This is a genomic window from Siphonobacter curvatus (assembly GCF_002943425.1).
In the GTDB taxonomy this organism is placed as follows: domain Bacteria; phylum Bacteroidota; class Bacteroidia; order Cytophagales; family Spirosomataceae; genus Siphonobacter; species Siphonobacter curvatus.
The window spans coordinates 85,077-102,296 of the sequence record NZ_PTRA01000009.1; the positions used below are offsets into that span (position 1 = coordinate 85,077).

Genomic DNA, 17,220 nt, shown 5'->3' on the forward strand with positions numbered 1-17,220 from the left:
TGCCTTCACAAACACTCCTTTATTTTAACGAATAACAGTATGAAATCCCTATCGTTTACCCAACGATCTTACGGTTTGGCCTTTCAAATGACCTTGCTTTTACTGATGGTCATTGAAATGGCCAATGCCATTACGTTTACAAATCCTGTACTAGGACAGGGACTTCTGGATCAGAAGATTAGTATTACGGCTCGTAATCAGGCCCTGAATTCCCTTTTGGATCAGCTCTCTTCCCAGACTCAGGTGAAATTTATGTTTTCAGCGGAAGTGATCCGAAAGGCAGATAATGTTTCCCTGCAGGTGAAAAACCAGCCTCTGAAATTCGTCCTTCAAAGTATCCTTGAACCCAATAACCTGCTCTATAAGCTGGAAGGAAATTATGTATTAATTAAAGCCAAACCGCGGCCTTCGGTTCCGGCTTTAACCCCAACGGAAAAAAATCAGGTATTCGTTTCGAAAAGTCCCGAGGTAATTATTCGTGGAACCGTAACCGATGAAAAAGGCGAAGGCTTACCTGGCGTAAATGTGACGGTGAAAAATACGCAAACCGGCGTTAGTACGGATGCCACTGGTAACTTTCAGATCAATGCTTCCGAGCAGGGCATACTCGTTTTTTCTTTTGTTGGCTACAAAACCCAGGAGGTAGCCATCCGCAATCAGTCCAGTATACAGGTTAGCCTGCAGCCCGATCCGAGTGTGCTCGATGAAGTGGTAGTAGTAGGGTATGGCGTTCAAAAGCGGAACAGCCTGACTAATTCAGTGTCGCAAATTACTGGAGAAGAAGTAACCCGCAGGCCCGTTTCTAGTCTACAGCAGTCGTTTCAGGGACTTATGGCGGGAGTGACTGTAAATGATCTAGGAGGATCACCGGGTAAATCCAATGCTACCATTCGGGTACGGGGGATCACTACTTTCAATATCAACAGCAGCAGTACAAGTGGTTTTGACCTGGTTAAAAACGATGCCTTAATTATTGTAGATGGACTTGAGCAACAATTAAGTGATATCAACCCGGACGATATTGAAACGGTTTCTATACTCAAAGACGCGGCTTCAACGGCTATTTATGGTTCCAGAGCTACCAATGGTGTCGTATTAATTACTACCAAAAGAGCTAAAAGCAGTAAGGTACAGGTGGATTATCATGGATATTATGCCATTCAGAAATCCATTAATATTCCTCAAATGATGGGTTTGGAAGATTATATGCGTCTTCAGGTGGCGGCTTATACTAATGCTGGTTCATTACTTCCGGCTCGCTTTAACGAAGAATCTATTCAAGCTTATGTTAATGCAACGGATCGGGAAAAATATCCTTTGGCTAATGACTGGTTTAATATCCTGTTACGGGCCGCTCCTCAGCAAAACCATAGTTTATCGATAGCGGGTGGAAACGATGCTTTACGAACCAGGCTTAGTATCCGTTATCAGGATCAGCAGGGGGTTATTAAAAATTTCGACAATCAGATTGGTGAAATTCGTCTCAATTCTGATTATATGGTTTCGCCTAAAATTCGAATCAGTGCCGATGTCAATTATCGCTATAGTAGCAATCAGAGTCCTACCACGAACGCTAACGCACCACTGAATAACTTTTTTCATGGAACGCTATGGGCCGTTCCCAAGTACGCCGATGGCACCTATGGCTTGAGTTCACAAGGAAATAACCCTTTGATGTTTATTGAAATTGGAGGACAATCCCGACAAAAGACGGATTACCTGGCAGGGTACGTCAAAGGAGACTGGGATATTCTGGAAGGATTAACCTTCTCGACTCAAATTGCTGGAAGAGGACTCTTTACTCAGCAGAAAAACTTTACCAACGCTTATACGAATACCGATAAGCTTACCAACGTTACCCGGACCGTCGCTAATAACAGCCTGACGGAAGTACGTAATAACCTTCGGGAATATACGCTGAATAGTTTACTGACCTACGACAAAAACTTTGGTAATCAAAACATTAAAGCCCTGGTTGGCTATTCTCAGATTGGCAATACGCAAACATTTCTCTCCGCGTATCGCGAGCGTTTCTATAACAATGACATCGGTTCCATTGGGCAGGGAGCCAATGACGGTACTCGTACTAATGATGGCCGAGATGCGGTATATGGACTTCGTTCCTTTTTCGGTCGGTTGAATTACGATTACGATAATAAGTATCTCTTCGAAATAAACGGACGTTACGATGGTTCATCTAAATTCACTGGGGACAAACAGTATAGTTTCTTTCCTTCAATGTCAGGAGGATGGCGGATTTCAAAGGAAAATTTCTGGAATAATTTATCCCAGGTAGTGAATGATTTGAAAGTAAGAGGGTCGTGGGGAATTACGGGTAATCAGTCCGTTGATCTGTATAGTTACTATGCTGCCCTTACGGCTAGTGGGTATAACTTCGGCGGACTGCCCGTGCAGGGTTATCGACAAACGGTACTGGCTAATTTAGATTTGGGTTGGGAGTCTACTACGCAACTGGACTTAGGTCTGGACGCTGCCTTTTTCCAGCGAAGACTGAACATTACCGTTGACTATTATCGTAAACGTACCGACGACATTCTTCTTAATCTGGATATTCCGGCAACCATTGGTCTGACGGCTCCGGCTCAGAATGCGGGATCAGTTGAAAATAAAGGATGGGAGTTTAGTGCCACTTATCGCGGTGCTTCCAAAGCTTCGGGTTTCCGGTATAATCTTGGGGCTAACCTAAGCATTAACGATAATCGGGTAACGGATCTGAAGGGAACGGGCCCTTACATCACAGGTTCAGATATTGACCCCCGGTATATCATTAAAAAGGGGTTACCCATTAATACACTCTGGGGTTATAAAACGGACGGATTGTTTCAAAGTCAGCAGGAAATTACTGACTACAAGGCTACGTACGTAGCCAATACCAAACCTGGTGATGTCAAGTATGTGGATCTTAATGGCGATGGAATCATTAACGCCAATGATATGACCAACCTTGGAAATTCCTTTCCACGCTATACGTTTGGCTTCAATACCGACTTTTCATACCGCAATTTTGAGTTATCCATTCTTTTCCAAGGTGCCGCGAAAGTGGATACTCGCCTAGCTGGAGCTTTGGCAGAAATGGGTAATCAAGAGGGTTTTACGCACGAGATTTACGCAAATAATTACTGGACTCCCGAAAACCCCAACGCTCGCTTTCCTCGCCCGGTCAAGTTTGATTTACGCAACGTAGCCACGTCGGATCGATTGGTACTGGATGCCTCTTATTTACGGTTGAAGAACGTACAACTGGCTTACAATTTACCCGTAAAACTCATAGAAAAAATTTCCCTCAAAAAGGTTCGGGTATACGTTTCGGCGACGAACCTCTTCACGCTTTCCAAGCTGAACGAATGGAATCTTGATCCCGAAACGCCTTCGGGGCGAGCGGTTTATTATCCGCAAACGGCCCTTTATACGACGGGTTTAAACTTACAGTTTTAAACACTACTTTTTGATCTGGCTACAGCAATGATACAAACAGTTTATACAAAACGGATTCTGTTATACATGGCCACTCTTTTGAGTGTAACCTTGTCTTCCTGTGATCGGGATTTATTGGAGACGTTTCCTAATGATCGCCTCTCGGAAAGTTTATTCTGGCACAACGAAAATGACGCCAAACTGGCGGCCAACGCCCTTTATGCTGATTTGGATGGTGTCAACATTATTAGTTGGGATGCCTTGACGGATATTGCCCACACGAATCAGAACTTTGATGTACAGGCTTACATTGAGTTGGGTTCTTACGATGCTACCAGCTCTAAAATCTACACCGAATGGGCCAATGCCTACAAAGGAATTCGAGCAACATCCTACTTTCTGGCAAACGTCGATAAAGTAACTACGGCGAATACCGCACTGATTAATCAACTTAAAGGAGAGGCAAAAGTATTGCGGGCTTATCAATACATTAAACTGGCTGGTTTATTCGGCGATGTTCCCTTAATAACCACTCCCCTTAGTATTGAAGAGGGAAGAAGCCTAACTCGAACGCCCGTTTCACAAATCTGGGATTTTGTGGATCAGGAACTCAGCGAAGCCGCACCGCTATTACCCCTTACTTACGCCGCTGCCGATAAAGGTAGAGTAACCCGTGGAGCTGCTCTGGGACTTTTGGCAAGAGCCAATTTGTGGGCCGGACGTTACCAGAAAGCCGCCAATGCCGCCGATCAGGTCATCAAACTTGGGGTATATGGACTTTATGAATCTTACGAAAAGTTGTTCAGTTATGCCGCTGAAAACAACAGGGAAGTTTTGTTAGATAACCAGTTTATTAAAGATACGTATCCTAATACGGTGTTTCAGACGCTGGCTCCTTACAGTCAGAAAAATGGAGGAAGTAGCTACGTACCCACCAAAGTGCTAGCCGATTTGTACGAGACTTCAACGGGAAAACGTATTACGGATTCACAGAGTGGCTATAATCCGACTCAGCCTTATGTGAATCGGGATAATCGGCTGAAGTATTCCTTGTATTTGGAAGGAGACATTTTACCCAGTGGAGCCGTTTTCAAACCCCAGCCCACTAGTGGAACTTCCGACGCAATAGGAAGTACGTATATTGCTTCCACGACTGGATTTAACATCAAAAAATACATTAATACGGAAGATTATGCGAACCCTGCCAATTCCGGCATTAACATTATTTTGCTTCGGTATGCGGAGGTCTTATTGACTTACGCCGAGGCTAAAATTGAACTCAATCAGCTGGATGCGGAGGTATTAACGGCCATTAACACGGTTCGAAACGGAAGAGGTGACGTAAAACAACCGTCCATTACTAGCACCTCGCAAGCAGAATTGCGGGAAATTGTACGCCGGGAGAGGGCCGTTGAATTGGCCTTTGAAGGACAACGATTGTTTGATATTCGTCGCTGGAAAATTGCTGATAAAGTTGTCCCAGGCCCGGTGTATGGAATAACCTATGTCAGTGCAAACGGCTCATTAACCACTGTTCAGGTAGTGGCCGTAAATAAAGTTTTTGACGTAAATCGGCATTACCTGTGGCCCATTCCGCAAAAAGAAATTGATTTAAATAATTCATTAGTACAAAATCCAGGCTGGTAACATGAATACTATCAAACGATTCGCTTTTATTCCATCGATGGTTTGGGTACTATTAGTAGCTTTCACGGCAATGGGACAGAAATCAGCTTCGAAAAGCCCAAACATCGTTCTCTTTTTTATTGATGACCTAGGGTATGGGGATTTATCCGTTACGGGTGCTTTAGGGTATAAAACGCCCAATCTGGATCAGCTGGCGGCGGAAGGAACCCGCTTTACCAACTTCATGGCCGCTCAGGCCGTGTGTAGTGCGTCGAGAGCCGCCTTGCTTACGGGATGCTACCCGAATCGGGTTGGAATTTCCGGGGCTTTAGGACCCGAATCACTCGTGGGTTTGAATCCCAAAGAAGAAACTATTGCCGAATTACTGAAAGCAAAAGGATACGCCACCGGGATTTTTGGCAAATGGCATTTAGGGAGCAAACAGGAATTTCTGCCTCTGCAACAGGGCTTTGACGAGTATTACGGTGTTCCTTATTCGCACGACATGTGGCCGTTGCATCCCTGGCAGAAACAGGCCCAATATCCCCCTCTTTACTGGATCGAGAATAATACATCCGGTAAAGAAATTAGAAATCTGGATGAGGTGAGTGAACTCACGCCTACGATTACTGAAAAGGCCGTTGGGTTCATTAAGAAAAACAAAAATAAACCTTTCTTTTTATACGTGCCGCATCCTTTGCCACACGTGCCCCTGGCTGCTTCGAAACGATTTAAAGGCAAAAGTGAAAAGGGCATTTTTGGGGATGTCTTGATGGAGTTAGACTGGTCGGTGGGTGAGATATTGAAGGAGCTGAAAAGTCAGGGGCTGGATCAGAATACCTTGGTAGTCTTTACGAGTGATAATGGTCCCTGGCTGAATTACGGCGATCATGCCGGTTCGTCGGGAGGATTCAGAGAAGGAAAAGGCACTTCCTTTGAAGGCGGACAACGCGAGCCAACAATTATGCGTTGGCCTGGAGTTATTCCAGCGGGCCGTATTTCAAATAAATTGCTTTCGACGATTGATATTCTACCCACACTCGCCAAACTAACGGGAGCTAAACTTCCGGTAGAAAAAATTGATGGGATTGAATTCGTTGATTTATTGAAAGGGGATGATACGAAAACACCACGGCAGGAATTTCTTTATTATTACCGAAAAAACAGTTTGGAAGCGGTGCGGAAGGATAACTGGAAATTAATTTTTCCCCATCCCGGCCGGAGTTATGAAGTTTCTTTGCCCGGGAAAGATGGTCAGCCGGGCCCCACTTCCGAGAACCATGAATTTCCGAAAGCCCTTTATGATCTCACGCGTGATCCCGGCGAACGGTATAATGTGCTGGAACAACATCCAGAGATTGTAGCGGAGTTAGAGAAAATTGCTGATCGAGCCAGAGAAGATCTGGGAGATGATCTACAGAAAAAAGAAGGGAAAAATCGACGTTCAGTGGGTGTAGTGGAACGAAAATGATACGCAGTTCTTAGCTTTAATCGATTCAACTATAGTAAAGGCTTGTTCCTGGTAAGGAGCAGGCCTTTGAAAATTAATCGGCTCATATTTTGACTAATTGCTTGGCCAAGTATAAACGTATTTCTAGGAGCACGGGTTAGTATCAGACGCTGCTATCGTACATTTCTGTGAGGTTCATTACAAAAATGATTACTACAATCTGCTGACGACTAATGAGCACTACTGGCAACTGGTCCAGGCTTGATCGCTTAGCAGCACAACCCAAATTTTCCTGATTATCTTGTCGATCATTTCCTGTTACGAAGGTTTTGTTCTCTCACAGATACCACCTAGCAATTATAGAATTGGAGAAGATTGTAGGGGCATCCACTAGCCGTTATACTGTCGAAGAGCCTTGTCACTTCAGGGTGAGGGTACCTACAGCGACACGCTCGTCACGGGCCCAAGAAAAGGGATCAGCAGCGTGGTATCGATTCAATCACCAGCTACCTTCGCTGCCTTCGGCGTTTTCTGTCTACTTTTGGCTGCAACGTATCTCTATCCCTCTTCTAAACCGCTTATGTTAAAACGCTATTGCTTCGTCGCTATTCCGCTGCTGCTAATCCGCTTTGTTTTCTACTTTCAAGACGTTCAGGCCCAGATCGTCGAGTTGCCAACTCGCTGGACCAAAGCGGCCCAATCCGCTCCCATACCACTCTCTGAATACCCCCGACCCCAGTTGCAGCGGAGCCAGTGGCTTTGTCTGAACGGCACCTGGAATTACCAGGGCGGGCCAGCCGTCGCTTCAGCCTTGAATCCGGCTAAAGCAGTGAACTTCTCCCAAACGTCTGAAACGATTCGGGTGCCCTACTGTCCGGAATCGGCTCTATCCGGCATCAAACGAAAGCAGGAAATCAATATGTGGTACCAGCGGACGGTTACGCTTCCGGCCGCCTGGACCGGCAAACAGATTCTTCTTCATTTTGACGCCGTGGATCACCACGCAACCGTATTTGTGAACGGTCAGAAAGCGGGAAGCCACGCCGGTGGATACGATGCCTTTTCTTTCGACATCACCGCTCTGCTCAACAAAGGAGAAAACAGCATCGTTGTAGCCGCCTATGACCCCAACGACGGGCGTACGCCGTCGGGCAAGAATGGGCCACGGGGGGACTATACCTTTACTTCCGGGATTTGGCAGACCGTATGGCTGGAACCCGTCAGCAAAACCTACATCAAAAAGATTCGTCTTCTGCCGGACCTGGCTGGCCAGCGGGTGAAGATTGAGGTAGAGGCCAGTGCGGGAGCAAACGTAACCGCCACCGTTCTCGACGGGAAGAAAACGATGGTTAGTGCTGACGGCAAGACCGGAACGGCATTTTACGTGCCCATTACCAACCCAAAGCCCTGGTCGCCGGATTCGCCTTTTCTTTATGACGTAAAAATTACGCTAAAATCAGCCAGTGGCGACGCGTTGGATGAAGTAACGAGCTATTTCGGGATGCGGGACGTCGCCCTGGGCAAAGTGGATGGGGTCGTCCGGCCGCTGCTCAATGGTCAGTTTGTGATGCAACTGGGTTTACTTGATCAGGGCTATTGGCCCGACGGTATTCTGACCGCACCCACCGAGGAAGCGCTGAAATCGGATTTGGAGTTTACTAAAAAAGCGGGTTACAACCTGATTCGCAAGCACATGAAAACGGAGCCTCAGCGGTTCTATTACTGGGCGGATAAACTAGGATTGCTGGTTTGGCAGGATATGCCTGCGATCTGGTATCCCGATGAAGACACGCTGACTACGCGGGCTGCTTTCCGCAATGAACTGAAAGCAGTCATCGACGATCATTACAATTCCCCGTCGATTATTTGCTGGGTTCCCTTCAACGAAAACTGGGGGGCATTCGACGTAAAAAACATCACCAACTGGGTCAAAACGCTTGACCCTTCCCGATTGGTCAACGGCAATTCGGGCTTTAATAATAACCCTTCCTACCAAAAAGCGTATGGCGACCCTAAAAACGGTGACTTTGTGGATACCCACATTTATGTAGGGCCTTCTAAGGCATCGGTACCGGATAACCAGCGAGCGGCTTCTCTGGGTGAGTTTGGGGGCGTTGGTTTATTCGTGCGTGGACATATGTGGCCCGTTGAAAACAACGCCTATGCCTATGAGCCCACCCCATCGGCCTTGACGGACCGATACATTTTTCTACTGGATCAGGTGGAGCAACTGATGCGATATAAAGGTTTAAGCGTGGCCGTCTATACGCAAACGACGGACGTTGAACACGAAGTAAATGGACTACTGACGTACGATCGCTACGTGGAGAAGATGGACGTAGACCGCATTCGGGCAGTGAATCAGGCCGTCATTGAGGCCGGATCGACGCTGGCCGCTAAAAAAGAATAGTCTGTTCCGCCATCCCCTCGCATCCGCCAGAATTAAGCTGTACTGATCAGAGCAGGCTCAGTCCGAGCCTTTAGCCCCTTGGGATGGATTAGTTAGCCATTTTCTGAGGACTGTTGTGTAAGGTTTGTCAAGGCCATTTCTGAAATGCTCGTTTTATACAATAGTCGCTACATTTCAGCCGTTTACCTCAGCTCAATCTCCACTTGTTATTCACTCCGGCGACCCGGTTACAATTCAACGTCTGATTTTCAGTAGTACAGTTAAATTTATAAGACTATTTTTTAAACGAAGAATGGTCCCTTTTTGCGTAGGATTACTGAACCTTATTAAAAAGTGTAACGATTCATAGTAATGGCGGCTGAGTGAAACGTAGCACTTAGGCAAGAGATATTTTATAATAGTGCTATGCTTTGTCTATTTGTTAAAAGAACCCAATCGTATTGACATAGCCTTTTGCGAAATGAGCCCGCCTACCTTACCGCCCAAAGTAAAGCAGCTTCAAAGTGGGTTTCTGAGAATGTTGGTGACTATATTTCCTTGGCGGTTTTCTCCGCACTGTGTGGCAAGGGAATGGTTATCTTTTGGCGGATCGTGTCTGTCACTAAGTGGACTATGTGGGCACACCATATAATGCAGTCGCTGCCTGCCTGCTGCATTTGTATGGCAATGGTTTAAATGGGCCCCCAGTTGCCCCCTTCCTGAAGCAATCTTATTTCTTCAAAGTCTACCGAAAACAGAAGAAGTTTAGCGGACTGGGCGTTGACAAGCCGTTGATTGAGCGTCGTGTAATAAAGGGAGGTAGCAACCAGCTAAGCCCACCAATGAGTCCTATGGGCTTCCTACGTTGGTTAAATCGTGGTTTCAAGTTGTGTTTTACTTTGAATAACCACCAACGCCAATGCGTATCAAGGGCGAACCCACAGGGTAGTACGAATGAAGGTGCTTCAACTTGCACCCACTCGTTGGACTAGGTAGCTACGTGACCACTTTTTACAGACGCTAGCTAAAGGCTAATTGAATGAATGACGAAACGCTGCGGGCGAGGCATTGGTCTTTCTCTTAAATAACTTGCTGAGCGATTGGGGATGTTCAAAACCCAGTCTATACGCAATTTCACTAACCGACAAATTAGTAGTAGAGAGCATTTGTTTAGCTTGGTTAATGAGCTTATCATGAATATGCTGTTGGGTGTTTTGGCCCGTCAGCGTTTTGAGTAAGCTGCTCAGATAGGTGGGTGATAGATTGAGTTGTTCAGCCATGTAGCCGACTGTTGGCAGCCCCGTTTTCCCTAATTCATCACTGACAAAGTAAGCCTCCAGTACGGCCTCAAATCGGTCAAGAATGGTGTGATTGCTGATCTTTCGGGTAAGAAACTGCCGCTGGTAAAACCGCTCGGCATAGTTAAGTAGCACACCGAGTTGAGCAATGATGATGGGCTGACTGAACTGGTCGATGGGAGCTAGATATTCCTGCTGAATCTGTTGTATAATGCCTTCAATCACTGACTCTTCCTTTTCAGACAAAAAGAGGGCTTCATGAACCGAATAATCAAAATAGGCATATTGCCGAATCGTTTTAGATAGGGGAGTATGCCACAAAAAATCCGCGTGAATCATTAATAACCAGCCCGTATGCTCATGGGTCTCATCAGCTGCAACCGTTAGCACTTGACCGGGTGCTAAAAAGACCATTACCCCATTGTCGAAATCATAGGGCTGTTGACCGTATTTAAGTCGACCACTGAAATTTCTTTTTAGTGCAATCGAATAGAAGTTGTTAACAATGCTTTTGGGTTGATTACCTGCTCGGGGTCTGATGTCTTCAAATCGAACCACGCTAATGAGCGGGTGGCTTGGTTTAGGAAGGCCAGCCAATTGATGATAAGCGAATAGGCTATCCATTCTAAGGAGCGGTTCAGTTGCCATAAAACAATCAGCTCAATAGCTGGGTTTTTCCACGTAAAGCTAGACAATCCCTGTTACAGCTTATATAATAAGTTTAGCCCTTGGTTAAGTGCCGTCGGCTTTCGACCAAGCAGCCTTTCCAAGTCGGGACGGATGATGTCTTCTTGGCCATTGGCAATATCAGTTATAAACCCGGTGATTCGCCGGGCTACGACAGCAGCTAACCCGCGTCCGATAAGTTGCGTCTCAAACGGGGAAAGCTCCGCTGGCGTATACGTTACTGACTTGCCTGATAAGGCAGTCAAAGCAGTCGCTACATCATAAAACGAGTAGGATTTGCTGCCGGTGAGCTGATACGTTACGTTACCTTCTGTGGTACTCGTTAGGGCATTTGCTATCGCTTCGCCCATCTCGCTTCGTAGTGCCAGAGCAACCCTGCCCTGTCCAGCTGGCAGATAGATGCCCCGCTCGAAAACGGCATCCCCTCCTACAAACTGGGGGATCGCATCCATATACAGGCTATTCTGAAACAGGGTATAAGGCAGTCCACTGGCTTTAATGTAATCTTCGGTCTGAAAGTGGCCTTCCATCAATCGGTTGACCAGCGTTGACGGATCTTTCAATGCCCGGCTCGTGTAAGCAATTCGTTGAATACGGGCTTTCTTAGCTGCATCGATGACATGCTGGTGTTGGCGAACTCGGTTTTCTTCGTCTGTACCCGCAATCAACAGGACTGTTTCCATTGCCTGCATGGCACGTTCAAGACTTTGGGGGTCATCGTAGGTACCTATGTGTATAGTCACCCCCTGTTTAATCAGGTTGACGGCTTTCGTTTCATCCCGCACGAAGGCGGCAATCTGGCTGACTGGTACTTTTTGCAGTAACTGATTGATAACTGCGGTGCCCAGTTGGCCGGTAGCTCCGGTTACTAAAATCATAACGCTGTTGTGTTTTGATTAACAAAGGTCGGCCCTAGTCAAAACGCAGACGTATCCGAATTTGTGGTTGTTGTATCTGAATTAACTATTATTGGATGCATTTAAAAGAAAGTAGGGCCCGTACGGTCAACCGATGCTATCGCAAACGTTTTACCCTTTAAGTTTTGGCTGTAGTTATTCTTACCTATAGTCCTACAAGCAATTCTCAACGGCAATACTTTGTATGGGTAACAGGCTTATGAATAATCAAATAGATGGGGCATCCCTGGGCGTGTTCTCGGAAGATGAAAGACAACTGCTGCAAAGCCGTTTGCGGGTAAGGCAGCTTCAAAAAAATGAGCTCCTGCTTAAGGAAGGCACGCGTTGCCAATCGATGTATTTTATCCAGTCGGGTTGCCTGTATGCCTGTACGATGGGAGAGCTGGAAGAAAAAGTTACGGCCCTGCATGGGCCGGGTGAGTGGTGTACGAATTATTCCAGTTTTATCGCTCAGAACCCTTCGCAAACTTCCATTAAGGCCTACGCCGCTACTCAAGTGCTGGAGTTAACGCTCGTCGAGATTCATGCCCTCATTGCTTTATCTCCCGTGTATCTCCAGCTAGGGAAGCTATTGGAAGGAGCTTTACACCGAACGCGATATCTGGATACGACGATGAACCCTACCGAGAAATATCAACAGCTACTCAAAGACCAACCACAGCTCCTGCAGCTCTTTCCTTTAAAGATGATAGCCTCCTATCTTCAGATGACTCCAGAAACGCTAAGCCGGGTCAGGGCTCGTTTCTAGGCGGCTGATTTCTTGATTACAATCAAGGGCTTACCTGGGCTGGATCTGTCATCTTTGCCGGTAACTCTCATGCAGCCCATTCGGTGAATGGATAGGTCTGCCTTCTACCTTTTAAATCTCCTGCCATGCTACTTTTTGTTCACCCTAAGTTACCGATGCGTCATAAGCAACTCACGAAAGAATTCTACCTGAAGACCTTAGGCTTTGAGCAAGTAGGCTCTGATGCCTTTGATGATTACCTGATGGTTCGAAAAGATCAGATTGAGATTCATTTCTTTTTGTTTACGGATCTGGACCCCGCTCAAAACTATGGACAGGTCTATATTAGAACCAACCCCATTGAAACCTTCTATGAATCACTAATCGAGCAACAGGTAAGCATTCATCCGGCGGGGCATTTAGAGCGAAAGCCCTGGGGACCTAAAGAATTTTCCTTATTAGACCCTGACTCCAACTTACTTACGTTCGGTGAATAAGAATCAAATTAATCCATAAGTTTTCAATTAACACATCTGTGACCTTTACAGATGTGTTAATTGAAAACATTCGTCAGTACCTACCTAGAAGGCTTTCAGATCCCACTCTAGTTTTTGGGCCGCAGAGTCTTGATGTCTTGCCACATAATGAGCGGCTGTAAACTTTTCAATATCAGTAGCGACTAAGCTCCAGGCCTGTGAAAGAGCGTTTTTGCTTAGTCTGGACTTTCGGCTTCCATTTCGATGCCTTTGGCACAAAGTTGAATAACACCATTGGTAGGATCAAACGACATATTCTAATTAGCTTCTTTGTTATACAAGTATGGGTTGTTAAGAAACTAAAGCCAGAGCCTCTAATTTGCCCTAAGATTTGGCAGCTTAAAAAAGTAATAATGAAGATTCTTGCTGAGAATGACGAAATATTGGCTTTTCTAGTGGATGAGCATAGCTTGATTAGCTCTACTGTGAATAGTCTTTTGATAAAGGGAGCTAGCAACGGAATAACTATTGAGGTTACGTTTAGCTTGATGTACTCAAGCCAAATAGATAAGCTGGTGCTAGTATTTGAGAATGTCACAGCGTACGCGTTTAATCATGATTCTGATAACGCATTTTACAACGTTGAATCCTATAAGCTTTTAGCAGTCCAACAAGGTTATTATCTATCTCTAGATCCTTATGATGAATGTGAAAAAGTAGATGAGAGAGACAACGACTTTGTAATAGCGTCCAGAGTGAAAGCGTACAGTTTAACTGTTATATAACTTTAATTATGTTAACTATTGCCCTATTAGGTATGAGTAAAGATCAAGAAAGATATTTTAGTAAGTGTTTTATATAAGCATCCGTCACCGTTTCTCGCTCCGACTTAGCATAAATCGAAAGTAGATAGACTGATTCACTTGTGATGCGTACATAGGTAATCAGACGGCCACCCCCGCTTTTGCCTTTACTTTTGATGGCGAAACGAACCTTATGACCGTTCTTAAAGTTCCTCACTGCCTTGGGTAGGCTTTTCCTGTAAGGACTGGCCCAGAGCCCATAAGTCTTCCTTGATGGGAGGGACTTTACCGAGAAGCTTTTTAAATCCTTTCTCGAACTTCGGCGTCAGAATGATTTTTATAGTTCATCTAAGAAACTATCTAAGGTTCTAATGGGCACTAGGAAGATTACAAGGAAACGATCGTTTTTTTGTAATCTTCCAAATGTTACCTTTTTCTCGATTATAATCCTTATACTATGCATTAGGTTTGACCAATTGGTACTGGTAACGATTGTTTTTTAGGTCGGCGAGATGAGAGTTATCAACACCGTATACACTTAGCTGAGTGATTAGTCAACGCATGGAGCAATTAATCTTTATTGACTTTCAAGAACATCCGTTTCGCTAGATAGCCCACAAACATCAATCTGATTCGTAATTAGTCGGTTGTAACCGCTTCGTATTTTTCATTGCATTTGTTTTTCAAAATATAACAATGTTATTCTGCGATACAATGTTATAAAAATGAAACATACACTAATCGACGGTAAGACTATTGCTATTGTTGGGGGAGGACCGGTAGGATTACTGACCGCTAGGCTCTTACAAATGAATGGGGGAAATGTCCACGTTTTCGAGCGGGACCCTGATCCACCGGCTCGCATTAGTGGCGGAACGCTAGATATTCACCACGATACTGGTCAAATTGCCCTTCAGGAAGCAGGTCTCTTAGAGGCTTACTTTGAAAAAGCCCGTCCAGTCATGGAGCGACAGTTTGATAAGCTCGGTAATCTACTTTTTGAACAGGTTCCTACTAACGAAACGCAACGTTTGCGTCCCGAAATTGACCGTAAAGACTTTCGTAAGATTATTCTGGATGTACTACTACCGGGCACCGTGAGCTGGAATAAACAAGTGATGCGAGCAGAAAAAATAGATGGGAGCTACCTGCTTGCTTTTCAAGATGGATTAACGGCCACGGCGGATATACTGATCGGAGCAGAGGGAGGCCGCTCCAAGATTAGGCCACTGGTAACGAATACGCCGCGTGTTTATACGGGTAGCACTATTATCCAGGGCGACATTCCACATCCATCTATGGACTGCCCCGCTATTATGTCCCTGACCCAGGGAGCCAATATGGCAGCTACTGAAGACGGCAAAGTAGTGTTTCTACAATACCGGGCGGATGGCTCTCTCAACTATTACCTCTCGTTTAGACGGCCCGAAGACTGGTTCAATGCGAGCGGAGTATCGCTCAGCGATCGGACTGCAATGGCCGATTTCCTGAGTCGGGAGTTTACCGGCTGGGCTCCAGTCTATCATCAGTTATTTAGGGCCACTACTGAATTTCAAATGCTGCTCATGTACCAATTACCCATCGGATCTCCCTGGGAAACATTTGATCACATTACACTGGTAGGAGATGCCGCTCACGTGATGCCACCCTTTGCCGGAGTCGGAGTCAATATTGGCTTACTGGATGCCTTAAACCTAGCAAACAACTTGACTAAGGGCCACTTTAACAGCGTAACCGCTGCCATTGAAGACTATACCCGAAAAATGTTCGCCTATGCCTCTAAAGCCCAAGCTGATACCCAGCAAGCAGAACTCGATTTCCATGAAGAAGAACACAACGGACATTTTGGGGAGAAAAAGTAGGGCTTTCTGCTATTACTGAATTAGTCCTATTCTTATGACCCGTCATACTATCTTACTCAATGGAACCCGCTCACATAAAGCGAAAAAAAATCGCCCAGGAAACGCTACGCCACCAACTTCTAGATGCCGCCCTTCGCATTGCCAACGAGCAAAGCTGGGAAGCGGTCACCATCCGGCGGATTGCAGAATCGGTAGCCTATACCACCACTATAGTCTACAGCCACTTTGACAGCAAAGAAGCTTTGCTCCAAGCCCTTTCGGACCGGGGTTTTACCCAATTATACGAGCTGTTTGATGCGGCAGGTAGCAAAACAACCGATCCATCTGAGCAATTACTTAGCTTATCGCTAGCGAACTGGGATTTTGCGGTAGCTAATCCAACACTTTACCAACTCATGTTTACCCTCAAGCCACCCTCTCCGCAGACAGTCAGTCAGCCTATGATAGAGCTCAAAACTGTCTTCAGGAACCTGACCGGACAAGCTGACCATGAACTAGATAATCTGATACTTAACTGGATTTGTTTGAGACAGGGCTGTATCAATACGTTATTGGGTTTCACCAGAGGAATGAGTCAACGTCTGTCTGAGGAGGTAGCCAAAGATTTGTATATCAAGTTTATTCATCGGTTCATCGAGAGTATAGCAAGGTGAAAAATACCCTACCGGATTTGGGCTGACCTCCCAAATATTGTACAGACCCTGTTTTTACAAGCCCAAGAGCTGTTTCACTGCTTGTTGAGCATGCAACTGGGTGGTATCAAACACTGGTATTACTACATCGGATTGCTTGATAAGCAACGTGATTTCTGTGCAGCCTAAAATAACGCATTGAGCCCCTTGCTGATAAAGCTTATCAATGATCGCTACATAGGCCTGTCTCGATTTTTCTTGAACGATCCCTTGAACGAGTTCTTCGTAAATGATCCGATGGATGGTATCGATGTCTAAGGGGTCCGGAATGAGCACTTGCAACTTGTATTTGTCTTGGAGTCGCCCTTTGTAGAAGGATTCCGTCATTGTGAACCGGGTTCCCAATAATGCCACTCGGCTCAGACCCGCGGCGAGTATTGCTTCGGCGGTCGGGTCAGCAATGTGCAAGAAAGGGACTGGCGTAGCCGCTTGAAGTTGGTCGGCTACTTTGTGCATGGTGTTGGTACACAGGATTAGTAAATCAGCTCCCCCTTTCTCTAATCGTTGAGCGGCTTCCATCATGAGTTCGCTCAGCGATTGCCAATCGCCCTGATGCTGCAATCGCTCGATTGGGGCAAAATCAACGGAATACAGCAAACAGGAGCAAGAGTGAAGGTTGCCCAAGTGTTCTTTCACCGTTCGGTTGATGATTTGGTAATACAAGGCCGAGGATTCCCAACTCATGCCGCCAATCAATCCTAGTGTTTTCAAAATGGGATCAGGTTAAGTTCGTTTAAAGCGAAGAGCAACCTACAAATTGTTGTCTGTATCTTCACAAAGATGTGTTATCCTATAATCAATCCTGATGTTAAGTTATTCGGATTAATTAGACCTGATTGATTAATAAGCTTGGCCCAC

The 17,220-nt window shown here is 45.7% G+C and carries 12 protein-coding genes; 9 read left to right on the top strand and 3 right to left on the bottom strand.

Annotated elements, in window-relative coordinates; all coding sequences use genetic code 11:
* Positions 1–39: 39 nt before the first annotated feature.
* The 4 genes from C5O19_RS24685 (at position 40) to C5O19_RS24700 (ending at position 8,921) form a co-directional block, all read left to right on the top strand.
* On the top strand, positions 40–3,456 hold the full coding sequence (locus C5O19_RS24685; RefSeq protein ID WP_243406507.1) for a TonB-dependent receptor: 3,417 nt from the start codon (positions 40–42) through the stop codon (positions 3,454–3,456).
* A 66-nt stretch (positions 3,457–3,522) separates the two neighbouring features.
* The gene (locus C5O19_RS24690; RefSeq protein WP_104716038.1) at positions 3,523–5,082 is read left to right on the top strand and encodes a RagB/SusD family nutrient uptake outer membrane protein; all 1,560 of its coding nucleotides are present in this window, start codon (positions 3,523–3,525) and stop codon (positions 5,080–5,082) included.
* A 1-nt stretch (position 5,083) separates the two neighbouring features.
* On the top strand, positions 5,084–6,532 hold the full coding sequence (locus C5O19_RS24695) for a sulfatase family protein (protein ID WP_449441379.1): 1,449 nt from the start codon (positions 5,084–5,086) through the stop codon (positions 6,530–6,532).
* Between the two features lie 559 nt (positions 6,533–7,091).
* Positions 7,092–8,921 carry a glycoside hydrolase family 2 protein gene (locus C5O19_RS24700; protein WP_104716040.1) on the top strand — a complete coding sequence of 610 codons (1,830 nt, stop codon included), beginning with the start codon at positions 7,092–7,094 and terminating at the stop codon, positions 8,919–8,921.
* A gap of 1,010 nt (positions 8,922–9,931) precedes the next feature.
* On the opposite strand, the gene C5O19_RS24705 is transcribed toward C5O19_RS24700, so the two are convergent.
* Together C5O19_RS24705 and C5O19_RS24710 are read right to left on the bottom strand one after the other, a co-directional pair.
* A complete protein-coding gene (locus tag C5O19_RS24705) occupies positions 9,932–10,846 on the bottom strand; it encodes a helix-turn-helix domain-containing protein (protein ID WP_104716041.1) in 915 nt (304 codons plus the stop codon).
* Positions 10,847–10,899: 53 nt separating this feature from the next.
* On the bottom strand, positions 10,900–11,763 hold the full coding sequence (locus C5O19_RS24710; protein ID WP_104716042.1) for an SDR family oxidoreductase: 864 nt from the start codon (positions 11,761–11,763) through the stop codon (positions 10,900–10,902).
* A gap of 238 nt (positions 11,764–12,001) precedes the next feature.
* Here C5O19_RS24710 and C5O19_RS24715 point away from each other — a divergent pair, with 238 nt between their 5' ends.
* The 5 genes from C5O19_RS24715 to C5O19_RS24740 all read left to right on the top strand — a co-directional run bounded on the left by C5O19_RS24715 (position 12,002) and on the right by C5O19_RS24740 (position 16,323).
* Positions 12,002–12,550 carry a Crp/Fnr family transcriptional regulator gene (locus C5O19_RS24715; protein ID WP_165796119.1) on the top strand — a complete coding sequence of 183 codons (549 nt, stop codon included), beginning with the start codon at positions 12,002–12,004 and terminating at the stop codon, positions 12,548–12,550.
* 125 nt (positions 12,551–12,675) lie between these two features.
* Positions 12,676–13,026, top strand: coding sequence for a bleomycin resistance protein (locus tag C5O19_RS24720; RefSeq protein WP_104716044.1), 351 nt, complete (start codon positions 12,676–12,678; stop codon positions 13,024–13,026).
* Between the two features lie 197 nt (positions 13,027–13,223).
* Positions 13,224–13,790 (top strand): hypothetical protein, encoded by a 567-nt coding sequence (locus C5O19_RS24730; protein ID WP_165796120.1) that lies wholly within the window; start codon positions 13,224–13,226, stop codon positions 13,788–13,790.
* A gap of 743 nt (positions 13,791–14,533) precedes the next feature.
* Positions 14,534–15,670 (top strand): FAD-dependent oxidoreductase, encoded by a 1,137-nt coding sequence (locus tag C5O19_RS24735; RefSeq protein WP_104716046.1) that lies wholly within the window; start codon positions 14,534–14,536, stop codon positions 15,668–15,670.
* 59 nt (positions 15,671–15,729) lie between these two features.
* The gene (locus C5O19_RS24740) at positions 15,730–16,323 is read left to right on the top strand and encodes a TetR/AcrR family transcriptional regulator (protein ID WP_104716047.1); all 594 of its coding nucleotides are present in this window, start codon (positions 15,730–15,732) and stop codon (positions 16,321–16,323) included.
* 54 nt (positions 16,324–16,377) lie between these two features.
* On the opposite strand, the gene C5O19_RS24745 is transcribed toward C5O19_RS24740, so the two are convergent.
* Positions 16,378–17,073 (bottom strand): aspartate/glutamate racemase family protein, encoded by a 696-nt coding sequence (locus tag C5O19_RS24745; protein ID WP_104716048.1) that lies wholly within the window; start codon positions 17,071–17,073, stop codon positions 16,378–16,380.
* Between the last annotated feature and the right edge of the window lie 147 nt (positions 17,074–17,220).